This is a genomic window from Prevotella sp. 20925_1_30 (assembly GCF_041433025.1).
GTDB lineage: Bacteria > Bacteroidota > Bacteroidia > Bacteroidales > Bacteroidaceae > Prevotella > Prevotella vespertina.
Map to the genome: position 1 here is coordinate 122,766 of NZ_JAPWAR010000005.1, position 23,616 is coordinate 146,381.

At 38.6% G+C, this 23,616-nt stretch carries 20 protein-coding genes; 12 read left to right on the plus strand and 8 right to left on the minus strand.

The genetic code is table 11. The features are described 5' to 3' along the window. Positions 1-43 precede the first annotated feature (43 nt). The 3 genes from O3603_RS03810 (at position 44) to O3603_RS03820 (ending at position 4,608) form a co-directional block, all read left to right on the plus strand. Positions 44-1,411, plus strand: a complete 1,368-nt coding sequence (locus tag O3603_RS03810; protein WP_371520728.1) for a toxin-antitoxin system YwqK family antitoxin — start codon at positions 44-46, stop codon at positions 1,409-1,411. Positions 1,412-1,582: 171 nt separating this feature from the next. Next, positions 1,583-3,517: a nucleoside-diphosphate sugar epimerase/dehydratase gene (locus O3603_RS03815; RefSeq protein WP_315441030.1), complete on the plus strand. Its 1,935-nt coding sequence runs from the start codon at positions 1,583-1,585 to the stop codon at positions 3,515-3,517. Next, positions 3,517-4,608: a nucleotidyltransferase family protein gene (locus O3603_RS03820; protein ID WP_371520731.1), complete on the plus strand. Its 1,092-nt coding sequence runs from the start codon at positions 3,517-3,519 to the stop codon at positions 4,606-4,608. Before O3603_RS03815 ends, O3603_RS03820 begins: the two co-directional genes overlap by 1 nt. 736 nt (positions 4,609-5,344) lie before the next feature. Here O3603_RS03820 and rny read toward each other — a convergent pair. Genes rny through O3603_RS03840 form a run of 4 tightly spaced genes read right to left on the minus strand, consistent with a single transcriptional unit; the run spans position 5,345 to position 8,212 of the window. After that, positions 5,345-6,886 (minus strand): ribonuclease Y, encoded by a 1,542-nt coding sequence (gene rny, locus O3603_RS03825; RefSeq protein WP_311453661.1) that lies wholly within the window; start codon positions 6,884-6,886, stop codon positions 5,345-5,347. Positions 6,887-6,921: 35 nt separating this feature from the next. Continuing rightward, positions 6,922-7,215 (minus strand): cell division protein ZapA, encoded by a 294-nt coding sequence (locus O3603_RS03830; RefSeq protein ID WP_004382740.1) that lies wholly within the window; start codon positions 7,213-7,215, stop codon positions 6,922-6,924. A gap of 11 nt (positions 7,216-7,226) precedes the next feature. Continuing rightward, a complete protein-coding gene (locus tag O3603_RS03835; protein ID WP_009435228.1) occupies positions 7,227-7,520 on the minus strand; it encodes a hypothetical protein in 294 nt (97 codons plus the stop codon). A gap of 59 nt (positions 7,521-7,579) precedes the next feature. After that, on the minus strand, positions 7,580-8,212 hold the full coding sequence (locus O3603_RS03840) for a hypothetical protein (RefSeq protein ID WP_371520735.1): 633 nt from the start codon (positions 8,210-8,212) through the stop codon (positions 7,580-7,582). A gap of 283 nt (positions 8,213-8,495) precedes the next feature. On the opposite strand from O3603_RS03840, the gene rfbA reads away from it, so the two are divergent. The 3 genes from rfbA to O3603_RS03855 are packed head-to-tail and all read left to right on the plus strand — an operon-like array spanning position 8,496 to position 12,361. Then, positions 8,496-9,368, plus strand: a complete 873-nt coding sequence (rfbA, locus tag O3603_RS03845) for a glucose-1-phosphate thymidylyltransferase RfbA (RefSeq protein ID WP_371520738.1) — start codon at positions 8,496-8,498, stop codon at positions 9,366-9,368. Positions 9,369-9,415: 47 nt separating this feature from the next. Further along, positions 9,416-11,920, plus strand: coding sequence for a GumC family protein (locus O3603_RS03850; protein WP_371520741.1), 2,505 nt, complete (start codon positions 9,416-9,418; stop codon positions 11,918-11,920). A 15-nt stretch (positions 11,921-11,935) separates the two neighbouring features. Then, a complete protein-coding gene (locus O3603_RS03855; protein ID WP_009435244.1) occupies positions 11,936-12,361 on the plus strand; it encodes a BT0820 family HAD-type phosphatase in 426 nt (141 codons plus the stop codon). Between the two features lie 693 nt (positions 12,362-13,054). Here the strand turns inward: O3603_RS03855 and O3603_RS03860 are convergent. Genes O3603_RS03860 through O3603_RS03875 form a run of 4 tightly spaced genes read right to left on the minus strand, consistent with a single transcriptional unit; the run spans position 13,055 to position 16,853 of the window. After that, positions 13,055-14,623, minus strand: coding sequence for a peptide chain release factor 3 (locus tag O3603_RS03860; RefSeq protein WP_273541098.1), 1,569 nt, complete (start codon positions 14,621-14,623; stop codon positions 13,055-13,057). Positions 14,624-14,637: 14 nt separating this feature from the next. Further along, a complete protein-coding gene (gene rfbD, locus O3603_RS03865) occupies positions 14,638-15,522 on the minus strand; it encodes a dTDP-4-dehydrorhamnose reductase (protein WP_155716296.1) in 885 nt (294 codons plus the stop codon). Between the two features lie 13 nt (positions 15,523-15,535). Continuing rightward, positions 15,536-16,144 carry a DUF4924 family protein gene (locus O3603_RS03870; RefSeq protein WP_371520744.1) on the minus strand — a complete coding sequence of 203 codons (609 nt, stop codon included), beginning with the start codon at positions 16,142-16,144 and terminating at the stop codon, positions 15,536-15,538. Between the two features lie 22 nt (positions 16,145-16,166). Next, positions 16,167-16,853 (minus strand): LysE family translocator, encoded by a 687-nt coding sequence (locus tag O3603_RS03875; RefSeq protein ID WP_155716295.1) that lies wholly within the window; start codon positions 16,851-16,853, stop codon positions 16,167-16,169. 132 nt (positions 16,854-16,985) lie between these two features. Here O3603_RS03875 and O3603_RS03880 point away from each other — a divergent pair, with 132 nt between their 5' ends. The 6 genes from O3603_RS03880 to O3603_RS03905 form a co-directional block, all read left to right on the plus strand. Continuing rightward, positions 16,986-17,987, plus strand: coding sequence for an ROK family protein (locus O3603_RS03880; protein WP_314519535.1), 1,002 nt, complete (start codon positions 16,986-16,988; stop codon positions 17,985-17,987). Between the two features lie 277 nt (positions 17,988-18,264). Next, entirely contained in the window at positions 18,265-18,834 is a 570-nt protein-coding gene (locus O3603_RS03885; protein ID WP_371520746.1) for an L-threonylcarbamoyladenylate synthase, read from the plus strand. Between the two features lie 12 nt (positions 18,835-18,846). Continuing rightward, the gene (locus O3603_RS03890) at positions 18,847-20,643 is read left to right on the plus strand and encodes a chloride channel protein (RefSeq protein ID WP_009433842.1); all 1,797 of its coding nucleotides are present in this window, start codon (positions 18,847-18,849) and stop codon (positions 20,641-20,643) included. 54 nt (positions 20,644-20,697) lie between these two features. Then, entirely contained in the window at positions 20,698-21,711 is a 1,014-nt protein-coding gene (fmt, locus tag O3603_RS03895) for a methionyl-tRNA formyltransferase (RefSeq protein ID WP_371520748.1), read from the plus strand. Between the two features lie 423 nt (positions 21,712-22,134). Beyond that, positions 22,135-22,344, plus strand: a complete 210-nt coding sequence (locus O3603_RS03900) for a hypothetical protein (RefSeq protein ID WP_371520750.1) — start codon at positions 22,135-22,137, stop codon at positions 22,342-22,344. A gap of 43 nt (positions 22,345-22,387) precedes the next feature. After that, on the plus strand, positions 22,388-23,616 hold a 1,229-nt coding region (locus O3603_RS03905; protein ID WP_371520753.1), incomplete at its 3' end, for a hypothetical protein.

Consider the following 23,616-nt stretch of genomic DNA (forward strand, 5'->3'; position numbering starts at 1 on the left):
TTCCCATTAGTTGCAGTATATTTGCAGCCAAATTAGAGTCTATATGAAACGTCTACTTTTCTTTTTCTTAACGTGTATGGTTGTTGTTATTGGTTTCGCACAGACAACTAATCATACGCCTATACCAAAAGATGCTATTTTCTATAATGCACGTTGGCAAGGAGTTGCCACGGCAAATAAGGCGGCGTATTATCGTGTTCTTACTGTAGATAATAGAGGGGTTAAGATGTTCTATGACTATTACATTACGGGGCAGTTGCGTGCAGAGAAGCATTACATAAGCATCAATCGTCAAGATGATAAACTAACGAAGTTAGAGGGAGTGTGCCGTACATTTTATAAGTCAGGTAGGGTAGAGTCTGTAATGCAATATAAGAATGGTGTAGCTAATGGGCGTGCCCTTTCTTTCTTTCCTAGTGGGAAGATCGGTATGAAACTGAATTATCGTAATGGTGTTTTAGATGGACCTTGTTATGCTTATAATGAACAAGGTAGGGTAGAGTACACGACTATCTGGCGTGACGGCTCTCGTATATCAGATTCAAAGGGAGGTAAAGATTACTATATAAATAAGGTGACGAATGAAGATGAGTTTTGTGAGCGGTATCGTGTAAGGGAGCGTGTAACCATGGCGCAATCTAGACAGGTAAACACATCAACTATTGATGACAAGAAGATTGAAAAGCGTGAAGCCCCTGCAAGTAAAGTTACATCTTCTACAATAAAGAAGGATGAGAGCCAGCAAGCGAATAAAGCATCAGTTCCGCAACAGAAAGTCTCCAAAGAAATGACAGAAGAAGAGCGATTGATAGCAGAGGTGAAATATCCTGATGCACCAATGGATGTTACGGAATCATCGAAAGGTAATTCTTCGAAGAAAGAGAAGGTAAAAGCACCAACGATTCCAGATGAATGTTTGTTCCCATTCCCTTACTTATGTCACATCTTACTAGATGATACTGAACGTTTGAAGGATATACCATCTTTGGTTGCGTTGAGTAAAGTGTTTGCGTTGAAAGATTCGCAAACCATCAATGGGTATAGTACTCAGAAAGAGATTATCTTCCATCACAATATGTATTATGATGAACAGACAGGTCAAGATAAAGTTGTCGGTAAACAACCAAGACAAATAGGCTATTTAGGTACCTATGTTGATCATCAATTAATGTTAGAACGCATCAACCTATTTACTTGGTCTTCAGATGAAATGTTATCATTTGCTCGACAAGCTATTAAGGCTGGTTATCATGTCTTGGGAGGAGGAGATTATCAGTCCTTAGATGGTAACTTTATCTTAGAGCCTAAGAGTTCGAAGGTCAGTGATGGCTCACGAGCTGTTCTTATTACCTTTACGCATCAGCCCAGTCTTTATGGAGGGCTTTACCATATTCAAATGGATGTAAGATGATAAAATGAGGTGATTTTATAAAGTTGAGATAAATAAGTCATGAGATATGTGGTGAATTGCAAATTTTTGTCTATATTTGCAGCATCAACGTAATTGTGAATTAAAGAAACTTCGGTGTGTCTCTTAGTCTTTCCTTTCTGATACACTAAATATAACGACAACATATCGAATATGAAAGTAATTGAGAAACTTTGGAATTGGTATTTATCTGCCAATGCTTTGCCTTACTGGGTTATTTTAGCCATTGATATCTTTATCTGTTATTTCTCAGGTTTATTTGTCTTTTGGTTGTATTCTCATGGTGCTTTGGCTTGGAGTTATATTGCATTGTTCTCTAAGACAATCCTTATTTATATGATCTTCAACCTGATTGGTTTTAGAATCTTCCATACCTATTCAGGAATCATTCGATACTCCTCTTTTGTTGATTTACAGCGTGTAGGTTTAGCAATGTTATCTTCTTTAATTGTTGCTGAAGCCATGCATTATGTTATTTATTATTGGGATCTTGATTTCATTCGACTTCAAGGACGACAGATTGCGGCAATGTATCTAGTTGCTACAATTGGAATGATGTTGTTTAGAATTGTTGTGAAGTCTCTATATGATGTTCTCTTCAATACGGGTGGTGGTATGCGTACGCTCATCTATGGTGTGAAAGATGGTGGTATCGGTTTAGCCAAGAGCATTCGAAGTAGTAAACCTAATAAGTTTACTTTGAAGGGCTTTATTGCTCATGATTCAACTTTCAAAGGACGTATCTTGATGGGAGAAAAGGTCTATATAGTAGATGATGATTTGGCAGAAATTATCAGGGAGTTGAAGATTAAGGCAGTCTTAGTTTCTCCTTTACAGAATGAGCATTTCCGTGATGACCAAAAGCTACAAGATGTCTTGTTAAGTCAAGGCGTCCAGATCTTTATGAGTGAAGGAGAAAAGGAATGGAGTCAGGATGATGATTATTCAAATGTACAACTAAAGGAGATTAGTATTGAGGACCTTCTCCCACGTGACCAGATTCGTGTAGATATGGATTCTATCGGTGCTCTCCTGCGTGGAAAGAAGATTATGATTACTGGTTCTGCAGGTAGTATTGGTTCTGAAATGGTGCGTCAGATTGCCATTTATAATCCTGCGGAATTGATACTGATTGATCAAGCCGAAACGCCACAACATAATATTCGGTTGATGATGCACTTTGAGTGGCCTAATATAACAGCTCATACAATCGTTGCAAGTATTGCTAATGCTGATCGTATGGATAAGATATTCCAAACATATAAGCCTGATTACGTGTTCCATGCAGCTGCTTATAAGCATGTGCCCATGATGGAGAATAATCCATCAGAGAGTATTCAAAATAACGTTTGGGGAACGAAAGTTATAGCTGATTTGAGTGTTAAGTATGGCGTTAAGAAGTTTGTTATGATATCTACAGATAAAGCTGTAAATCCAACGAATGTGATGGGTTGCTCTAAACGAATCTGTGAGATATATTGCCAGAGCTTAAACAAAATGATTAACGAACAAGCTAATGGTAAACCTGTGACGCAGTTTGTAACAACTCGTTTTGGTAACGTATTAGGCTCTAATGGATCTGTTATTCCTTTGTTTGAGAAGCAGATTAAGGCAGGTGGACCTGTTACGGTTACCGACCCTAAGATTATTCGTTTCTTTATGCTTATTCCAGAGGCTTGTAAACTTGTGTTGGAAGCTGGTACGCATGGTAGTGGAGGAGAGATATTTGTCTTTGATATGGGTAAACCCGTAAAGATAGCAGATCTAGCGAAACGAATGATAAAACTCTCTGGAGCAAAGAATGTTGAGATTAAGTATACTGGTTTACGTGCAGGTGAGAAGCTCTATGAAGAAGTTTTGAGCACAACAGAGAATACTCTTCCTAGTTTCCATGAGAAGATTCGTATAGCGAAAGTACGTGAGTATGACTTCAAAGAAGTTGAGGCTCAGATTAATTCTCTTATCTCTTTGAGTCATACATACGATGATATGGCTATCGTTGAAAAGATGAAAGAGATAGTACCAGAGTATGTAAGTAATAACAGCAAGTATACTATATTGGATAAGCAAACTGTAAGCAATAAATAATGGATAAAGCCTATTCTATATTCCTGAGCCTAGTAAAAAGTGAGTTATGGCAAACTCCTTTAGATTTGAGTTTATCTCATTCCGAGTTTACTGATGTTTACAACATTGCTTCAAAGCAAGCAATGTTAGGCATACTTGCTGCAAGTTTGATTCGTAATGACGTACAGTTAGAGAGACAGGATGTACTTAAAATCCTGACGATTCAAGGTACGATAGCGAAAAGCAATAGAGCATTGAATGCAGAGTTGGAAAGGTTGCATTGTCTGTTGGATAAGAATAAAATAGATGCGATTGTTGTAAAAGGGCAAACTATAGGTATCTATTATCCTGATCCTCTTTCGCGTACACCAGGCGATATTGATTTCTATTGTGACAAAAAGAATCTCGCAAAGGTTATTCCCGCTATTGCGCATGATTGGGGAATTAATATTAATGTTGAGCCAACCGATCAACATTTTGAAATAGACCACAACTCTATAACATTGGAGCTGCATCATTGCTTGATGAGATTTGCTAGTCATAAGTCCCAAAAGATATGGAATCGTATCTTTGAGAATCTCAAGCCTTCGTTTGTCAATGTTAATGGCTCTTCTATTCAAACATTAGAACCTACATTAAATCTCCTTTATACCTTCCTGCATCTTTATCATCACTTGATAGAATTAGGTGTAGGTTTGCGCCAATTCTGTGATGTTGCAATCCTTCTTAAAGTTTATCATAATGTTATCGATAAGGAGCAGCTGTATAAATGGCTGGACGAACTAGACTTTCGGAAAGCCTTTGATGCTATTCAATTGATATTGGTAAAGTTGTTAGGCTTGGATGAGAAGTTTGCTCTATGTCCTATTCCTGTCAATGAATCTTCTGACACAATTTCTTTGTTTATGGATATAGTTTGGTTCGGTGGTAACTTCGGCTTTCATGGTTATAATAGGAGTTTCCGATTTAAGAGCCAATATTTCCTTGTTACAACTTATCGAAAGCTCCAATTATATTATCGCTTTTATCGTTTTTCACCGCGTGAGATTCGTGCCTCCGTATTATCGGCAATCCCTCACAAAGCAATGTTAGCTTTTAAGGGTAGGCTTTAAAAACCGTTTTCATAAGACACGCAAAAAAGAGTTCGCGAACAAATTCAAAATTGTTCGCGAACAATTTTGTGAATCTCTTAGTACTCCTTAATCTATCCTCTGCCAGATGCGTATTCCGTCGCTGTTAGATACGTATTCCCGTACTGTTAGATGCGGTGAGCGTTGCCGTTAGATACGGTGAGCGTTGCCGCTAGATGCGTATCTGTCAGCAGCGCAATACGTATTTGTCGGTAGGGGAATGCGGTGAGTGTAGCACAGGAATACGCATCTAGCAGAATGTCTATACTGTAAGGCGTAAATCTCTCTTGGAAGTTTCAACCACTTATTGGGAGCATCGTTCTCTGTTCCTGACAATATATACTTTTGTCATTGACAATATGTACTTTCGTACCCCACGAAATGTACTATTGTGCCCCACAAAATATACTTTCGTCAAAGAGCGACTAATACGGGAAGTAGTTCGTTGAAATTGCGGATGCAGTTTGCTATAAATTTATATGCTGTTTGCGTAAAATTTCTAACCGCTTCCCCATAAATTTATATACGGTTAGAAGTTTACGGGGAAGCGGTTAGAAATAAATTTATATCAAATAAAAGTCTTTGGATAAGCGGATAGTAATGCTGCTAGGTTTAAGTTTTAGTAAATGTTTATCTAAAATAGAATAGATATGAAGAAATGCACCCCATGAACTGAAGTGCATTTCTTTATTATTGAAATAGATAAAACTATTTATCGTTACTTTGCATAAGCAACAGAACGGGTTTCACGAATTACTGTAATCTTAACCTGACCAGGATAAGTCATTTCGTTCTGAATCTTCTCTGCAATTTCAGAACTTAGTTTCTCGCTCTCTACATCGTCCATCTTATCAGCACCAACGATGACACGGAGCTCTCGACCTGCCTGTATTGCGTATGTCTTTGTCACACCTGGATAACTCATTGCAATAGCTTCCAAATCATTTAATCGCTTAATATAAGCTTCAACTATCTCACGACGGGCACCTGGACGAGCACCAGAGATAGCATCACAAACCTGAACAATCGGTGCAAGAAGAGTTGTCATTTCTATTTCATCATGGTGGGCTGCAATAGCATTGCAAATATCTGGTTTCTCCTTATACTTCTCAGCGAGCTTACCGCCATAGATTGCGTGTGGTAAATCAGTCTCCTCATCTGGGACTTTACCAATATCATGCAATAAGCCAGCACGCTTTGCCTTCTTTGGATTCAAACCTAACTCACTTGCCATAACAGCGCAAAGGTTTGCTGTCTCACGAGCATGTTGAAGAAGATTCTGTCCGTATGAAGAACGATATTTCATCTTACCAACAATACGAATCAACTCTGGGTGCAAGCCATGAATACCAAGGTCGATAGCTGTACGCTTACCAGTTTCGATGATTTCATTATCAAGCTGCTTTTTAACTTTTGCGACAACTTCCTCAATGCGTGCAGGGTGAATACGTCCGTCTGCAACTAGCTGATGAAGAGCCAAGCGGCAAACCTCACGACGAATTGGGTCGAAAGCCGAAATAACAATTGCTTCTGGCGTGTCATCAACAACAATCTCTACACCTGTAGCAGCTTCCAAAGCACGGATATTACGACCCTCACGACCAATGATACGACCCTTTACCTCATCGCTATCAATATGGAAAACACTTACAGAGTTTTCTATAGCTGTTTCTGTTGCTACTCGTTGTATAGTCTGAATAACTATCTTCTTTGCTTGTTGATTCGCATTAAGTTTGGCTTCATCAACGATCTCATTAATATAAGAAGCTGCATCTAACTTCGCTTGATCTTTCAAGCTTTCAATCAAACGTTCCTTTGCTTCTTCAGAGCTAAGTCCAGAAAGTTCTTCTAACTTAATGCGCTCCTGCTCTTGCATCTTTTCAAGATCCTGTTGTTTTACCTGCAACAACTTCTTCTCATTGTCAACACGCTGTTGCTGCTGATCAACATCCTGCTTATGTCGATTGAGCTCCTCTTGACGTTGATTAAGAGCAACCTCACGTTGCTTTAATCTATTTTCTCCTTGTTGGATTTTGAGTGTGCGTTGTTGAACTTCTTTTTCAAGCTCGCTCTTTTTGTTAAGGAACTTCTCTTTGACTTCAAGTAATTTCTTTTCTTTTATAACTTCTGCCGCTTTCTCTGCCTCACTTATTGTGTCATTGTATTTTCCTGTAAGTATATAGCGGAAAATAGCAAATCCACCAGCACAACCTGCAGACAAACAAAGCACAGCTATTACAACTGTAACAATTGGACTCATTTATTATTCTTTTATTATTTTAGTTAATATTCTCGCTATTTCTTTAATACTTCTTCGATTTCTGAAGTGAGTTTACCGAGAATATCATTGAATGGAGCTGTATCATTGCGTACTCCTTCTTTCTTATATTTCAATGCAATATCAAGCATTGCCATATACATAATATCCTTATCCCCTTTTTTACCTTTGAAAAGAGTAGAATAAGTATTGACAGTATCAGTAATTAATTTGGCTGCAGAACGATAATACTCCTCATCGTCGCGTGGGACGTTTACAGAGAGTTCTGTATCATAAACATGCAGTCTTATATGTAGCTTATCGTCTGCCATTATATTCTGGATTATTTCTCACTTAGAAGTGTTATGCACTTGTTAACATCCCGGATTAGTTTGGCTACGCGCTTTTGTGCACCTTCCATATCACCATCAGTTACTTCGAGCATCTTTGCCATCTTTAACGAATTATAGTCAGCTTCTGCTTGAGACAACTCTTCTTGGAGTTGTTTAATTTCCTTCTCACGTTGATCAACAAGTGCGTAAAGTTCATCATTTTCTTTCTTCAGTTCTGCATACTGAAGAATCATCTGACGCACACGAGTTGCAAACGTATTGAGAGTTTTCTCATTCGAATCCATAATTCATTTTTGGACGCAAAATTACATTAAAGTTTCTGTTTAAGCAAATATATACCTAATTATTTTGACTCTACCTGCTCTGCGGGTTTGGGTTCTTTCTTTGCTAAAGTAACAATCTGATAAACGAAATCAGTAGTCCATTTTCTGCTAAAACGAAGTCGCTGATTATATTGTCGAACCGCTACAACTGCTTTGATGACACCAGCATCAGAGAAGTCATTTTTATCGTAAATATCATTTACGGTCTTCTCCGTCATTGTGTATATAGCTTTTTTGAAGAAGCCTGGAACACGTAATTTGAATTTCATCAAATTGCCAATTAACATCATTAAGTCTTGTGTGAATCCTTGGAATTGATAAAGATAAGGCTGTACATCTTGCATCTTCTTACAATTCTTCTTAATACTTGCGTCTATTTCATCAAAGAAATTATCATCAACTTTATATAAACTTTTCATGGTTTTCTTAACACTAGCCATTTCTCCTAATCCCAACTTATTATGTAGGGTTGGAACATGGAATGTTTGTTTATATGTGCGTAAATCAGGGAGCATTGCCAAGTTGTTGATACCTAGGCGAGAAGCAAGTACTGCTTGAAAATAAACCCTAATAAGAGTCATATAGTCTTCCATACCTCCAGACTTCGCTGTTTCATCCCCACTTTTACTAAAAAACTTTGAAAAAAATCCCATTTCTTATATCTTGTTTTTAAGTTATTACAATGTAATTAAATTATTTATTCGCTTGCAAAGTTACTAAAAAAAACAAGAAAACACATTCTTGATGTATGTTTTCTCATTTACAGTTATTTTAATTAAATTAAATTTGTTATCTTTGCATGCGTTATATATGCATCGTTGAATGAGGAATTATTTGCATGATAAACTCATAAGAGCTGACCTATTCAATTCCGTTATTCTTCTCTGCTCATAATAGTAACTAAATTATAAGTATTAGATATAAAACGAACTGATTATGAAAGGAATTGTTCTAGCTGGTGGTTCTGGCACACGTCTTTACCCGATAACGAAAGGAATAAGCAAACAACTTATTCCTATATTTGACAAGCCAATGATCTATTATCCTATATCGGTATTGATGTTGGCTGGGATCAGGGAAATTCTAATTATTTCTACGCCACATGATTTGCCTGCGTTCAAACGATTACTGGGAGATGGTAGTAGTTTTGGGGTACGATTTGAATATGCAGAACAACCTTCTCCTGATGGACTTGCTCAAGCGTTTCTTATAGGTGAAGAGTTTATAGGAAATGATTCAGTCTGTCTTGTTTTAGGCGATAATATTTTCTATGGCGCGGGTTTTAGTAGTCTGTTAAGGAATAGTGTTCAAAGGGCTGAAGAAGAAAATAAAGCAACCGTGTTTGGATATTATGTTAATGATCCTGAGAGATATGGTGTTGCAGAGTTCGATAAGAATGGAAAGTGTCTTAGTATAGAAGAAAAGCCAGAGCAACCCAAGAGCAATTATGCTGTTGTTGGACTTTATTTTTATCCCAATAGTGTTATTGAGATTACCAAACAGATTAAACCTTCTGCACGCGGAGAACTAGAGATTACGAGTGTAAACCAGAAATATCTAGATCAAGATATTCTGATGGCTCAAACTCTTCAGCGTGGTTTTGCATGGCTAGATACAGGTACGCATGATAGTTTGTCTGAAGCCAGTACTTTTATTGAATGTATAGAGAAAAGGCAGGGACTTAAGGTTGCATGTTTAGAAGAGATAGCGTACAAAAAAGGATGGATAACGGCAGATCGTTTGAAAGAAGAAGCTCAACCGATGTCTAAAAACAATTATGGGAAATATCTACTTGAATTGATAGATTAGATCAGGATTAGATTCTTGTTAGGAGATGAAACAAAAATAAAACAAATATGGAAGAAACGACAAAACTAGAACTAGACAAAGAACAAGAGAAGGAAGGCGTAGCTTCTTTCTTTGACTTTGCTGCTCTTTATCGAACCATAATTCTTAATTGGTATTGGTTCGTACTTTCACTGATTATCTTTGGTGGAATTGGAGCTATTTATTTAAGGTACACTACACCTTTGTATCAATCAACAGCAAAATTGCTCATTAAAGATGATGACAATGGAAGTAGTAGACGAGGTTCTTCGTTACAGAACATAACTAACTTGGGAACAATCTCTAATTCCGCTGGTATCGATAATGAGATGGAGATTCTTTCATCACATTCTATTGCTGAAGATGCTATCCGAGATTTAAAGTTGTATGTGAATTACACGACGGAAGGAAAGGTTAAGGATGTTATAACATACCGTGACCAACCTTTGGTTGTAGATATTGATGCTGCCCATTTGGATAGACTGAATAGACCTATCAATCTTAACATTACAAAGAATGGTTCTTCATTTGTTGTTAATGGAACATATTCTGTTCCAACAGATGAGGAAAATAGTGAAGGTCCTTTCTCTATTAATAAAAAGTTTACGAGTCTGCCAGCAACAATCCCTACACGTGCAGGTATTATTACCATTAATTCTAATAATGGTAGAACTTTACATGAAGGTCAAGTTCTAAAGGTTAGCATTCTTTCTCCTAAAATGGCATCTGATAAGTATGTAGGTGAATTAAAAATAGGTCAAAGTGGGAAAGGTACTTCTATCTTACAACTTCAATTGACTGATGAGGTTCCTCAACGTTCTCTTGATTACTTGAAGCAATTAGCAATTGTTTATAATCGTCAAGCAAATGAGGATAAGAATGCTGTTGCACACCAAACAGAGAAGTTCATTAATTCACGTTTGGAGAAGATTAATGCTGAATTAGGTAAGACCGAAGGTGAGCTTCAGAACTACAAGCAAAAGAATGGCATGGTAGAACTGAAGATGAATGCTAGTAATTCTGTTTCCAACCAGAATACATCAGAGCAGAAACTTGCAGAAATGGAGACTCAAATTGAGCTCTTTAATACGATTGCTCGTGAAGTAGAAAGCTCTTCACGCAATTTAACACAAGTTATTCCATCTAATGTAGGATTGGATGATGAAAGTTCTACTTCTTTGATTAATAAATACAATGAGTTAGTTCTTGAGCGTAATCGTCTTCTTCGTAGTGCATCTGAGAGCTCACCAGTTGTTGAACCTCTCACGGATCAGATTCGTGATTTAAATGTTAATATTCGACGTGCTATTGCTGCAGCACGCAAGAACTTACAGATTCAGAGAGATGCAGTTTTAGCGCAGGTTACAAAATACACAGATCAAGTAGAGGAGACTCCTCAACAGGAACGTATGTTGACACAGATTGGTCGTCAGCAGGAGGTGAAGTCAGGACTTTATTTGATGTTACTTCAAAAGCGTGAAGAAAATAGTATATCTCTTGCAGCAACAGCCGACAAGGGAAGGTTGATTGATGATCCACAATTGAATGGTAAAGTAAGTCCTAATTCAACATATATAATGTTGATTGCTCTTGTCATTGGTTTGGCTATTCCTGTGCTTATCATTTTAATCATACAATTCTTCCGCTATAAGATTGAAGGACACGATGATGTTGCACGTCTTACCAAGTTACCAATCATTGCAGATATTGCAATTGCAAGTAATTCGGCTAAGGGTAAGGCTGATATTGTTGTTCATGAAAATCAGAACAACCAAATGGAAGAAATATTCCGTTCTCTACGAACGAATCTTCAATTTATGTTGCATGAAGGTGAGAAGGTTGTTCTTTTCACATCTTCAACCTCTGGAGAAGGAAAGACATTTACAGCAGCCAACCTTTCTGTCAGCTTCGGGCTTCTTGGTAAGAAGGTTATCTTGGTAGGTCTTGATATTCGTCGTCCACGTTTGGCAGAACAATTCGGCATTAACGATCACAAGCATGGTATTACTAACCTTCTTGTGAAAGATAATCCGAATAGAGAAGATGTTGAGGCACAGATTCTACCTTCTGGTGTAAATAAGAATTTGGATCTTCTCATGGCTGGTCCAGTTCCTCCTAATCCTGCCGAGCTTATTGCACGCAATTCTCTTGATACGATTATTGAGATTCTGAAAGAGAAATATGATTACATCATGATTGATACTGCGCCAGTTGGTTTGGTAACTGATACTCTTCAGATTGCCCGTGTGACAAACGTTTCAGTTTATATGTGTCGTGCCGATTACACTCCAAAGGCATCTTTTGCAATGATCAATTCACTTGCAAAGGAAGAGAAATTGCCTAATATGGCTATGGTACTTAATGGCGTTGATATGTCGAAGAGAAAGTACAGCTACTATTATGGCTATGGCAAGTATGGCAAGTATGGTAGATATGGGCGATATGGTGGCTATTCTTATGGTAGTTATGGTAACTACGGAAATTATAGCAACAGCCATTATGGAGATAAAAATGACCATTCTGTAAAGCGATAAAATTAAAGGTTAAGAATGATAATAGCTATTGATTTCGATGGAACCATCGTAGAACATAGATATCCCAAAATCGGTGACGAAATTCCTTTCGCCACCGATACTTTGAAGATGTTAATCAAAGATGGTCATCGCTTAATCTTATGGAGCGTTAGAGAAGATGACTTACTCCAAGAAGCGGTTGATTGGTGTCACGCACGAGGTGTTGATTTCTGGGCAATTAATAAGGATTATCCAGAGGAAGAGAAAGAGAAGAATAATCATTTCTCGAGAAAGATTAAAGCTGACATGTTTATTGATGATCGCAATTTCGGAGGATTGCCCGACTGGGGAACAATCTATCAGATGGTGACAAATCATGAGACATGGGAAAGTCGAAATTTCTCTAATCATTCACTTGAAGATCAAAAGCCACCCAAGAAGAAGCATTGGTGGAATTTTTAATTAAGTAGTTAGGTTGAACAGAGAAGATATTCTTTGTTATTATATCCTCGAATGTTGAACAGTCAATTAACACGTTAACTATTTATTTCTCTATAATGAGCTCAGTATTGTACTGGGCTCATTCTTTTTACCTCAGTTTAATACCTTTGTTTAGTATCATTTCATATATCTTCTTACTTACTAGCTATACAGCATGGATTCTCAACTTGTGTATAGCTTTCCAGTAGACTTACAGAACGACTGTCTACTTATTCGACTAATGTAACAGATAAGTGTATAGTCAAATCAGGGAAAGTTAAAGGACCAAGTTATACACGTGTGTATAACTAATTATACACACGTGTATAATTGATTATACAAAGCTGTATAACTGATTATACAGACGTGTATAAAACGATAGAATAAAGCTCTGGATACTTGTTCTTCCTTTCACATGGTAGAGATACTTAACAGAGAACGATTAGGATACTAATTATTTTGTGTTTATGACAATATAGTTAGCAGTGGGAACTCCTCTTTATTTGAGAAGGGCATATCATTGATGTGGAAAGTGGGGTATAGGGTGAATATAGCAGAAGGGCTGACATCCCAATGAGGATTTCAGCCCTTAACTATATTATGTGTGGAAAGTATTTCCTTTATATCAACAATTAGCTTTATAAGCGTGTATAAAGCTAATATTGTCTTCCTAATCTAGAACTCACTTGTGAAGTGGAAACGAATATGTTCGAAGTCTTGTTGAGCCATACTCAAAACATAACTGGAATCAGCGAGGAAGACGTCACGCCCTTCATTATCCTTTGCCATGTATTGATACTTACGTTTCTTGAAATTCTCAAGTTCCGTTTCATCATCAGCCTCAATCCAACATGCTTTGTAGAGATGAACTGGCTCCCAACGACATTTCGCATTGTACTCGTGCTCCAAACGATATTGGATAACCTCAAACTGTAGTTGTCCAACAGTTCCAACAATACGGCGATTATTGAATTGATTAACGAATGATTGCGCTACACCTTCGTTCATTAATTGCTCAATGCCTTTAAGGAATTGCTTAGACTTCATAGGGTCATCATTCTCAATGTATTTGAAGAGCTCTGGAGAGAAACTTGGTAAACCACGGAAGTGAATCAATTCGCCTTCTGTTAAAGTATCACCAATCTTGAATACCCCAGCATTGTCTGGGAGACCAACAATATCTCCAGGGTAAGCCTCTTCTACCGTACTTTTGCGCTGTGCCATGAATTGGGTAGGGGAGGAGAAACGCATTGTTTTTCCATTGCGTACATGCAAATAGGGCTGGTTACGTTGGAATTTACCAGAGCAAACCTTGCAGAAAGCAATGCAACTACGATGGTTAGGGTCGATGTTGGCGGTAATCTTAAAGATAAAGCCTGTGAACTTTGGCTCTGTAGGTTCTACGATTCTCTCTTCTGCCTTAGTTGGTCGTGGGCTTGGAGCTATCTCTACAAAACAATTTAAGAGCTCCTGTACACCGAAGTTATTCAAGGCAGAGCCGAAGAATACTGGTGCCACTTCTGCACGTCGATAGCCATTAACATCAAATTCTGGATAGACCCCATTAACCAATTCGAGATCATTGCGGAGTTGTTCAGAGAATTCGACACCGACATGCTCTTCAAGTTCTTTAGAGTTGATATCTACTTCCACCTTCTCAGTAACTCGTTGCTTGTTGGGGGTGAAAAGGTTTAATTGTTGTTCGTAGATGTTATATACACCCTTAAAGCGTTGACCTTGTCCGATAGGCCATGATAAGGGACGCACACTGATTTGAAGTTCTTCCTCCAATTCATCTAATACATCGAACGGATCACGACCTTCACGATCCATCTTATTAATGAAAATGATAACAGGCGTGTTACGCATACGGCAAACTTCCATTAACTTACGCGTTTGTGCCTCAACACCTTTTGCAGAGTCGACAACGATGATGGCAGAATCCACAGCTGTTAGAGTACGATAAGTATCTTCGGCGAAGTCTTGGTGACCAGGAGTATCTAGAATGTTTACCTTATACCCCTCGTAATCGAACTCCATCACAGAGGTTGACACCGATATACCACGTTGCTTCTCAATATCCATCCAGTCAGATGTTGCTGTCTTACGAATCTTATTGTTCTTAACAGCACCAGCCACTTGAATCTGTCCACCGAAGAGCAGGAATTTCTCTGTCAATGTAGTTTTACCAGCATCAGGGTGTGAGATAATGGCAAAAGTTCGTCTGCGTTCTATTTCGTTCATTTAAATTCTTTATGTTATTTGTCTTGTTCTTGTAATCCTTTGATACATTTCTTTAATGAGTCTTCCCAATAAGGAATCTTAATACCAAAGGTTTCTTTAATCTTTGTCTTGTCAAGTACAGAATAGGCTGGGCGTGTAACGGGTGATGGAAATTCATCGCTATGGCAAGGTTGTATATCACAATTACGATTGCCAACAAGTTCTGCAATCTTAATAGTAAAGTCATACCAGCTGCAAACACCTTCATTAGAGAAATGGTAAATACCATTGTTTCCTTCATATTTGCGTTGCTCGACAATATCGTAGATAGCATCAGCTAAATCGCCAGCATAAGTTGGAGTGCCACATTGGTCAAAAACAACTTTTAATTGTGGCTTTGTTGCTGTAAGATTAATCATTGTCTTAACAAAGTTATGACCAAATTCGCTATACAACCAGGCAGTACGGAGGATGATATGTTTCACTCCTGTTGCTTGAATCTTTTGTTCGCCATGTAATTTGGTTAAACCATATACACCTGTCGGAGTACCTTTCATGTCTTCTTTACAAGGAGTATTATAAGGGTCGCCTCCAAAGACATAATCAGTGCTGATATGAACAAGTAAACCATTTACTTCTTTCATTGCAATCGCAAGATTCTCAGGGGCAATAGCATTGAGCGTCTCAACAATCTCGCCTGCAGTTTCTGCTTTGTCAACATTTGTCCAAGCTGCGCAATTGATGATACATTTAATATCATTGTCTTTCACCATTTTGCGTATAGCCTCCAAATTAGTGATGTCTAACTTAGTATAACCATCACATACGTCTGTGAAGATATACTTGTCTTTACTCTTTTGAGATACAATCTGCATCTCATTACCGAGTTGTCCATTTGCACCTGTAACTAAAATATTCATACCCTTATAGTTTTTATTCTTCACCGAAGTCTAACCCCTCTGTCTTGTCCTTTATGTAATAGTCGGATAGCATACCAATAAAAGTTGTTACTTCTTTTAAGGCACGCTCTGTTTCTAGTGTAATCTCTTTCTTTTGTAGGCGAAGCATCATGACTCCATAGAGCAAGTCAAAGCATGTCTCTATTTCACTTTTTGAAAGTTGAGAAGCTACATTCTTCAATCGATTGTCATTTGTCTTTGCCATTTTATCAGCAGTACGTTTAGTCTTACCTCTTAGTTCAACAATGAAAGGTAAGACACGATAATATTCTGCTGAATAAAAAGGGAACTTAGAAGATTGGAGTAACTCTTTATGAAGTTCTGTAAGTCCTTGCATTAAGACCTTATTAATCTGTAAGTGTCCTCCCTCACGGCAACCTTCTTGATTCATCATTCTAACAAGATCACCAAACCAATCCTCCTCTTCTTCCTTTTGTTCGTCAGTATATTGAAATTGATCAATATATTCGGTACGTATTCTTGTGAGTGAACATCCATAAGCTCGAATGATATCTTCAATCTGCCACATATAAAGCAGATATTCTGCTACACTCTTTTTTCTTAATTCTTTTGCAACAAACATATAAAATACCTATTATTTGTATTTATTTCATCAGACCATCGACCGTAGGAAGGTGATAAAGATTGAATACCGTTCCTAAGAGCATGATAATCGAAAATAAAATAACAATAGAACCAATCACCTTATTTATTATAAGAATACCATTGACATCGAACTTTCCTCGAATTCTGTCGATAAGCCATGTTAAACCATACCACCATAATAATGCTCCTGCTGGGATACAAGCGAAACCTACAATCATCTCAAACGTCTGCCCTGGTTGTACAAAAGCAAATTGTGCAAAACAAGCCATGAATAGGAAGATGATCAATGGATTTGAGAATGTTACGAGAAATGCGGTCAATCCATTGTGAAAAATACTACCTTTAGTCTTTCCGCTTTGGTGTACTTTCTTCATTGGATTTGACTTAAAACAATAAAGTCCAAATAATAAGAGTAAGACACTCCCTGATATTTGGAGTATAAGTTTATAAGTAGGGTTTTGTAAAGGTCCCATGATAAAACTCATACCTAAACCAACTATAAGAGCATAGATCGTATCACTAACGGCAGCGCCAATACCTGTTATAAAACCATACCAACGTCCTTTATTTAAAGTACGCTGAATACATAATATTCCGACTGGACCCATAGGTGCTGATGCGATAATACCAATCAACAAACCTTTAAAGATAAAATCCAGTATATCTAATTGAATAGGAAATTGCATGCTTGTTATTTTGGGTGCAAAATTGCAAAAATTATGTGAGAAAAACAAATTTACCTAACAAAACTTTGTGGTATTCTAGTTTTTTCATAACTTTGCTCCAAGTATAATTAAACTAAAAACTTAGTAGGTCATATGGACGTAACAGAACAGAAACCAGTTGTAACTGGTTTGGAAAAGCCATTTGTTATTGGCTTGGATTTGGGAGGAACAAATGCTGTCTTCGGTGTCGTAGATCAGCGTGGTCAGGTACTTGCGACAAATTCAATTAAGACGCAGGCCTATAAAACAGTAGATGACTTTGTAGAGGCTGGTGTTGAAGCATTGAAGCCACTTATTGCAAAGTATGGTGGAATAGGACAATTCCGTGCTATGGGTATTGGTGCTCCTAATGGTAATTTCTATCGTGGTACGATAGAATTTGCACCAAATTTGTCATGGGGACATGATGGTGTTGTGCCATTGGGTGATATGTTTTCAGAGAAGTTAGGTATTCCTGTTGGTCTTACCAATGATGCTAATGCTGCTGCTATCGGTGAAATGCAGTATGGAGTTGCACGTGGAATGAAGGATTTCATTATGATTACCCTTGGTACTGGCGTAGGTTCTGGTATTGTGATTAATGGTCAGATGGTTTATGGCTCAGATGGTTTTGCCGGTGAGCTTGGTCACGTGATTATGGTTCGTGGCGAAAAGGGACGTAGCTGCGGTTGTGGTCGTACAGGCTGTCTTGAGGCTTATTGTTCTGCAACTGGCGTTGCACGTACAGCTCGTGAGTTCCTAAAAGAGAGTGACGAAGATTCTTTATTGCGTGAGTTGAAAATAGAAGATATTACATCTCTTGATGTTTCTATTGCAGCAGGTCGTGGTGATGCTCTTGCAAAGCGTGTATATGAATTTACGGGAAAGATGTTAGGTGAAGCATGTGCTGATTTTGCAACATTCTCTTCTCCTGAAGCATTTATCTTCTTTGGAGGTTTAACAAAAGCGGGTGACTTGTTGATGGAGCCATTAATTCGTGCTTATAGAGAGAATGCTTTGGAGATTTTCCGTGATAAGCCAAAGTTCTTGGTAAGTTCACTTGATGATGCAGCAGCAGCTGTTCTTGGTGCATCTGCTATTGGATGGGAGTTATAATTAAAGATATTCGACTTAATATATAAAAGGTAAAGCCTAAGTTTGTATATCTTTATTTACATAGAACTGCAGTTGAATCCTTTTTAAATTAAGTTCTCTCAATTTAAAAGAAAAGGTTAACGTTAATATTAGATATGATTCTTGAGATAATATCATACTCTTGAGTCCCTATCTTAATAGCGTTAGCCTTTTTTGTTGTTTTATTTTGTTTTCTCACTTTTTTACTATATCTTTGCGACTCAGAATAAAGTTAATCTATAATTAATTAAAGCAACAAATGAATCAGGAAGACGATATCAAAAAAGCTATTGAGGTGATGAAACAAGGCGGAATCATACTTTATCCGACAGATACTGTATGGGGAATTGGTTGTGATGCTACCAATGCAGAAGCTGTTGCAAAAGTCTATTCATTGAAACGTAGAGACGATTCTAAAGCACTAATCTGTTTGGTTGATTCTGATAATCGTCTACAACGTTATGTTCATAATATCCCTGATGTTGCTTGGCAACTAATTGATGCTGTAGAGAAACCAACAACATTAATTCTAGATGGTGCAGTAAATCTTGCACCTAACTTGATAGCAGAAGATGGTTCTATTGGCATTCGAATCACAAAGGAACCCTTCTCTCATGAATTATGTTATCGATTCCAAAAAGCTATTGTGAGCACATCTGCTAATATTAGCGGTGAGCCTGCAGCTCAGAACTATTGCGATATTTCTCAAGAGATACTTGATGGTGTAGACTATGTTTGTCAGTCTCGTCGTCAAGAACATAAGCCCCATACACCTTCTAGTATTATAAAGTTGAGTGTTGATGGTGAGGTGAAAATTATTAGAAAATAAGTAAACGTATAGATGGAAGTATCGGCTAAATTAGGCTTTCTCTCTCGATTTGATGTTTGGCGTCAAAAGCATGTATCTGATCGTGAGTTAGTTTTAGTGCTAGCATTTGCTATTGGTTTTCTTGCTTCTTTAGCTGCTTATATTCTCCATATTATTATTGGTCAGATAGAGGAACTTGTTACTTCAGGTTTCCATGTGATGACAATCAATTGGCTCTATCTGCTTTATCCTGTTATCGGTATTTGGCTTACGAGTTTATTCGTCAAATACATAGTTCGTGATAATATCTCCCATGGTATTACGCGTGTTCTGTATGCTATTTCCACGAAGCAATCTCGATTGAAAGCGCATAATACATGGTCTTCTATCGTTGCATCTGCCATTACGATTGGATTTGGTGGTTCTGTTGGAGCTGAGGCTCCTATCGTATTGACGGGTTCCGCTATTGGAAGTAACTTAGGACGCATTTTTCATCTAGACAATCGTACACTCATGCTCCTTGTGGGATGTGGGGCGACAGCTGCAGTATCTGGTATCTTTAAGGCTCCTATTGCAGGGTTAGTCTTTACGCTAGAAGTATTGATGGTAGATCTAACCATGGCTTCTTTGTTACCAATACTTATTTCCTCAGTAACAGCAACATGCTTTTCTTACTTCTTCACAGGTGGATCTCCGATGTACCATTTCCAAATGGATTATCTTTGGAGTCTTGAACGTGTACCGCCTACGATACTCCTTGGTATTGCTTGTGGTTTTATTTCGCTTTATTTCATGCGTCTTATGTCGTGGTGCGAAAATGGCTATGGCAAACTTTCTAAGTATCCTTATCTAAAGCTACTTGTTGGTGGCTTAGTACTATCCTCTCTCATCTTCCTTTTCCCTTCTCTCTATGGTGAAGGTTATAATAGTTTAGGATTATTCATTGAGGGGAAGACTGAGGCCGACTGGATGCAAGTTATGAGTGGTTCTATGTTTGCTGGTCAAACGAACTTACTAGTACTCTATGTTGGTTTCGTTATGCTTACAAAGGTTTTTGCTACTAGTGCTACAAATGGTGCAGGAGGATGTGGTGGAACTTTTGCTCCAGCACTATTCATTGGAGGTTTTGGCGGATTCTTCTTTGCTCGTCTTTGGAATATCCAACAGCTAGGTGTCTATGTTCCAGAGAAGAACTTCACGCTCTATGGAATGGCAGCTGTTATGGCAGCTGTCATGCATGCGCCCTTGACAGGAATATTCTTGATTGCAGAATTGACTGGTGGGTATCAGCTTTTTATACCTTTAATTATTGTAACCATCTGCTCTTATCTGACGATTAATATTTTCGAGCACCATAGTATTTATGCTGTCCGATTAGCCAAACAAGGCAAATTACTCACGCATCACACGGACAAGTCTATCCTTACATTGATGACAATGGATAAGATTATTGACCGTGATTTTACCTCTGTTGCTCCTGATATGGAAATGGGACAACTCGTTCATGCTCTTAGTTCGAGCCGCAATGATTATATCCCAGTTCTCAATGAAAGCGGCAGCCTTATGGGCGAGATAGATATTACCAAACTTCGCCATATTATTTTCCGTACAGAGCTTTATCATCGATTTCATGTAAGTCAACTTATGACAGCTCCAGCAGCTACATTAGGTGTTAATGACCCTATGGAAGATGTGATGAAGACGTTTGATAGTACTGGGGCGCAGTATTTACCAGTGGTTGGGTTAGATGGCCATTTGGTAGGATATATCTCACGAATACGATTGTATAGTATGTATCGTCAGTTCGTTGCAGATTTTAGTGCCGAGTAAGTCCTGCTCTTACTCTCATGTTATTCAGCATCCTTAATTGTAAAATCTCAAAGAATGAATAGTAAAGATATACGCATCATCTTTATGGGTACCCCCGAGTTTGCGGTGGAGTCCTTAAAGGCTTTAGTGGAAAACGATTATAATGTAGTAGCCGTCGTTACTCAACCTGATAAACCTGTTGGGCGGCATCAAGAGAAGTTGCAACCTTCTGCTGTTAAGCAGTATGCTTTAGAAAAAGGCTTACCAGTACTTCAACCAGTGAAGATGAAGGATCCTGAGTTTATCGAGGAACTTCGTTCTTATCATGCGGACTTACAGGTTGTTGTTGCCTTCCGTATGTTACCAGAGGTTGTTTGGGCAATGCCTCGTTTGGGAACTTTCAATGTTCATGCGGCTCTATTGCCTCAATATCGCGGTGCTGCTCCTATTAATTGGGCAGTAATCAATGGAGAGACGCAGACGGGTGTTACTACTTTCTTCCTTGATAAAGACATTGACACGGGTAGGATTATTATGCAAAAGCCATTTGACATCCCTGATACGGCTGATGTTGAATATGTTTATGATGGTTTAATGCACTTAGGTGCAATAATTGCAATAGACACAATCAATCTCATAGCCTCTAAGTTGCCAGAAGATAACTTAGATGTAGATTTCTCTCATGTCTTAGACGAGATTAGCGTACCCCAAGAGCAAGAGAATATCGAACTAAAGAGCGCACCGAAGATATTTAAAGAAACCTGCGAGATAAATTGGAGTCAACCAGCAAAGACTGTTTATGACTTTATTCGTGGACTTAGTCCTTATCCTGGTGCATGGAGTTCGTTAGTCTTGAATAATGGTTCTGAGAGCAAATCATTGGTTATGAAAGTCTATAAAACTTCAAAGACGAATCGTGCAGCTACAGGCACAGTTGGTAGCCTTGTTGTTGAGAAGAATCGCCTATATGTGAATACCACAGATAACTTGCTTGAGCTTTTGGATATTCAGTTATCTGGAAAGAAACGCATGGATGCTGCCTCTTTTCTTAATGGCTTTAAGGCTATTACAGATTATCGTTTCGTATAGTTTCTGTGAACTAAATGATAAGGAAATGAAAGAGTCTTCTTTCCTCTTTTGAGAGTGAAGGAGGCTTTTTTTCTTCTTTTCCTTGCTCATTCCATTTTATCTTCTTACCTTTGCCGCCGTGAAAGAATTAGCAATGACATATCAAGTGAATGAAGTACTGCAAAGAATTATCAGATTCTTTGCATCTTTTTGCACTTTATCTTTGGTCAATCCAAATAATTTGCTAACACACACACACACTATGCGCACCTAGCGTCTAATAACACATTTTTTCTTCTCGCATACGCGCGCGCGAAGCGTGCCGTAACCCCTGTAAACAAAGGACTTCTAGGAGTTTCCTTTGTTCGCTTTTTTATGCCCTTTTGTAAACTCCGTTTAGAGCAAAATAAGAACGAAATAACAACTATTTTAATCAATGAAGTAATGAGAAAAAAGCAAGTAAAGAAGAGTTATTCTGCACCTCGTTGCATGATAATCCAAATGAACGAAACCACTAATTTGATGGAAACGTCATTCCCAAGCCAGCATAAGCCGGGACAACATGGTCATGGTCCATCTGGTGCGAAAGCTGCAACTATATGGCAGGAAGAGGAAGAAGACAATGCAGAAAACACTTCTCCTTGGGAAGACTAAGAGAGTTATCAACAAGAATCAGAAAAGACAAAGTAACAAAGTAATGATGAGAACAAAACAATTATTCAAGACTCGCCTATTGTTCTTTGCAGCCCTTTGCAGTATGGCTTTGGCAGCCGTTTCCTGCGCCAATGAGGATGTTGCGCAGAATGGTACGGACACAGGAAGCAACGATAACGATAAGAACATGACAACCTTTGTAGCTGGCAATCCAACGAAGACCCGTACAACGATGGATTACGACGGCGGAGCTTTCTATTGGGAAGCAGGCGACAAGATCTATGTACAGGACGATGACGGTGCATGGAAGGTGAGCAGCAATAGTCCAACAAGCAAGACCAGCTATTTCAATTTCAAGGTATCTGGTAAGTTCAATAACCATTCTACTTACAAGGTTTATTACCCAGGCAAGAATGGCAGTAACAACCAATTGACAATCCCCGCTGCACAAACACAGACAACTCCTAGTACTACTGATCACTTTGGCATATCGGGCGATTGTGGTACAGCAGATGCAACAGGCACTATCGGTGGTAAAGTCTTTTCTTTCCAACTCGAACACCAAGCAGCTATCCTCGTCTTCGAACCTTTCACGAAGAATGATATATTCAAGAAATGCTATCTAACCAAGGTTGAGGTGACAGCCGACAACAATATTGCAGGTAGCTACACCCTCGATCCTAGCAACGGAGAGATTACGGGAGCAGGTAACGACAAGCAAATCATCCTCACCACCAAGGGCAGCGGTGTATACGCTGATGGTTTCAAGTTGGACAACTCTACCACCAGCACCACAGCAGACAAGATCTATATGTTTATCAAACCAGGCACACACAAGTTAAAGATTCGCTACTGGCTGAAAGACCTCGTCACAGGTACAGAGGGCACCATCACCAAGGCTCCCGGCTCATTCGTTTACGATAAGAATACCTACTACGACATGACTGCCGACCTTGATATCCGCGCCTATAACGGTGATAATTATTACATGTGGGATGCCCAGGAACAATACTGGAAAGGTTACGAATGGACAAAGAACTTGGGAGCAGGCGTAGGCCAGCCAACCCTTGAAGGTCAGCCAGCCGGCAACTACGCGCAGAACAATAGTGATAATCGTTGGTATCACGAGGGCGGCGGTTCAGGTCACTTCGACGCTACCCAGACATGCGCCACTCTTCCTAACGTGAACGAGATGACGTGGTACGCCGCCAAAGGCGATCCCCGTTGGGACGCAGACGAATTATGGACTACTATGGGTCACTTATACAAAGG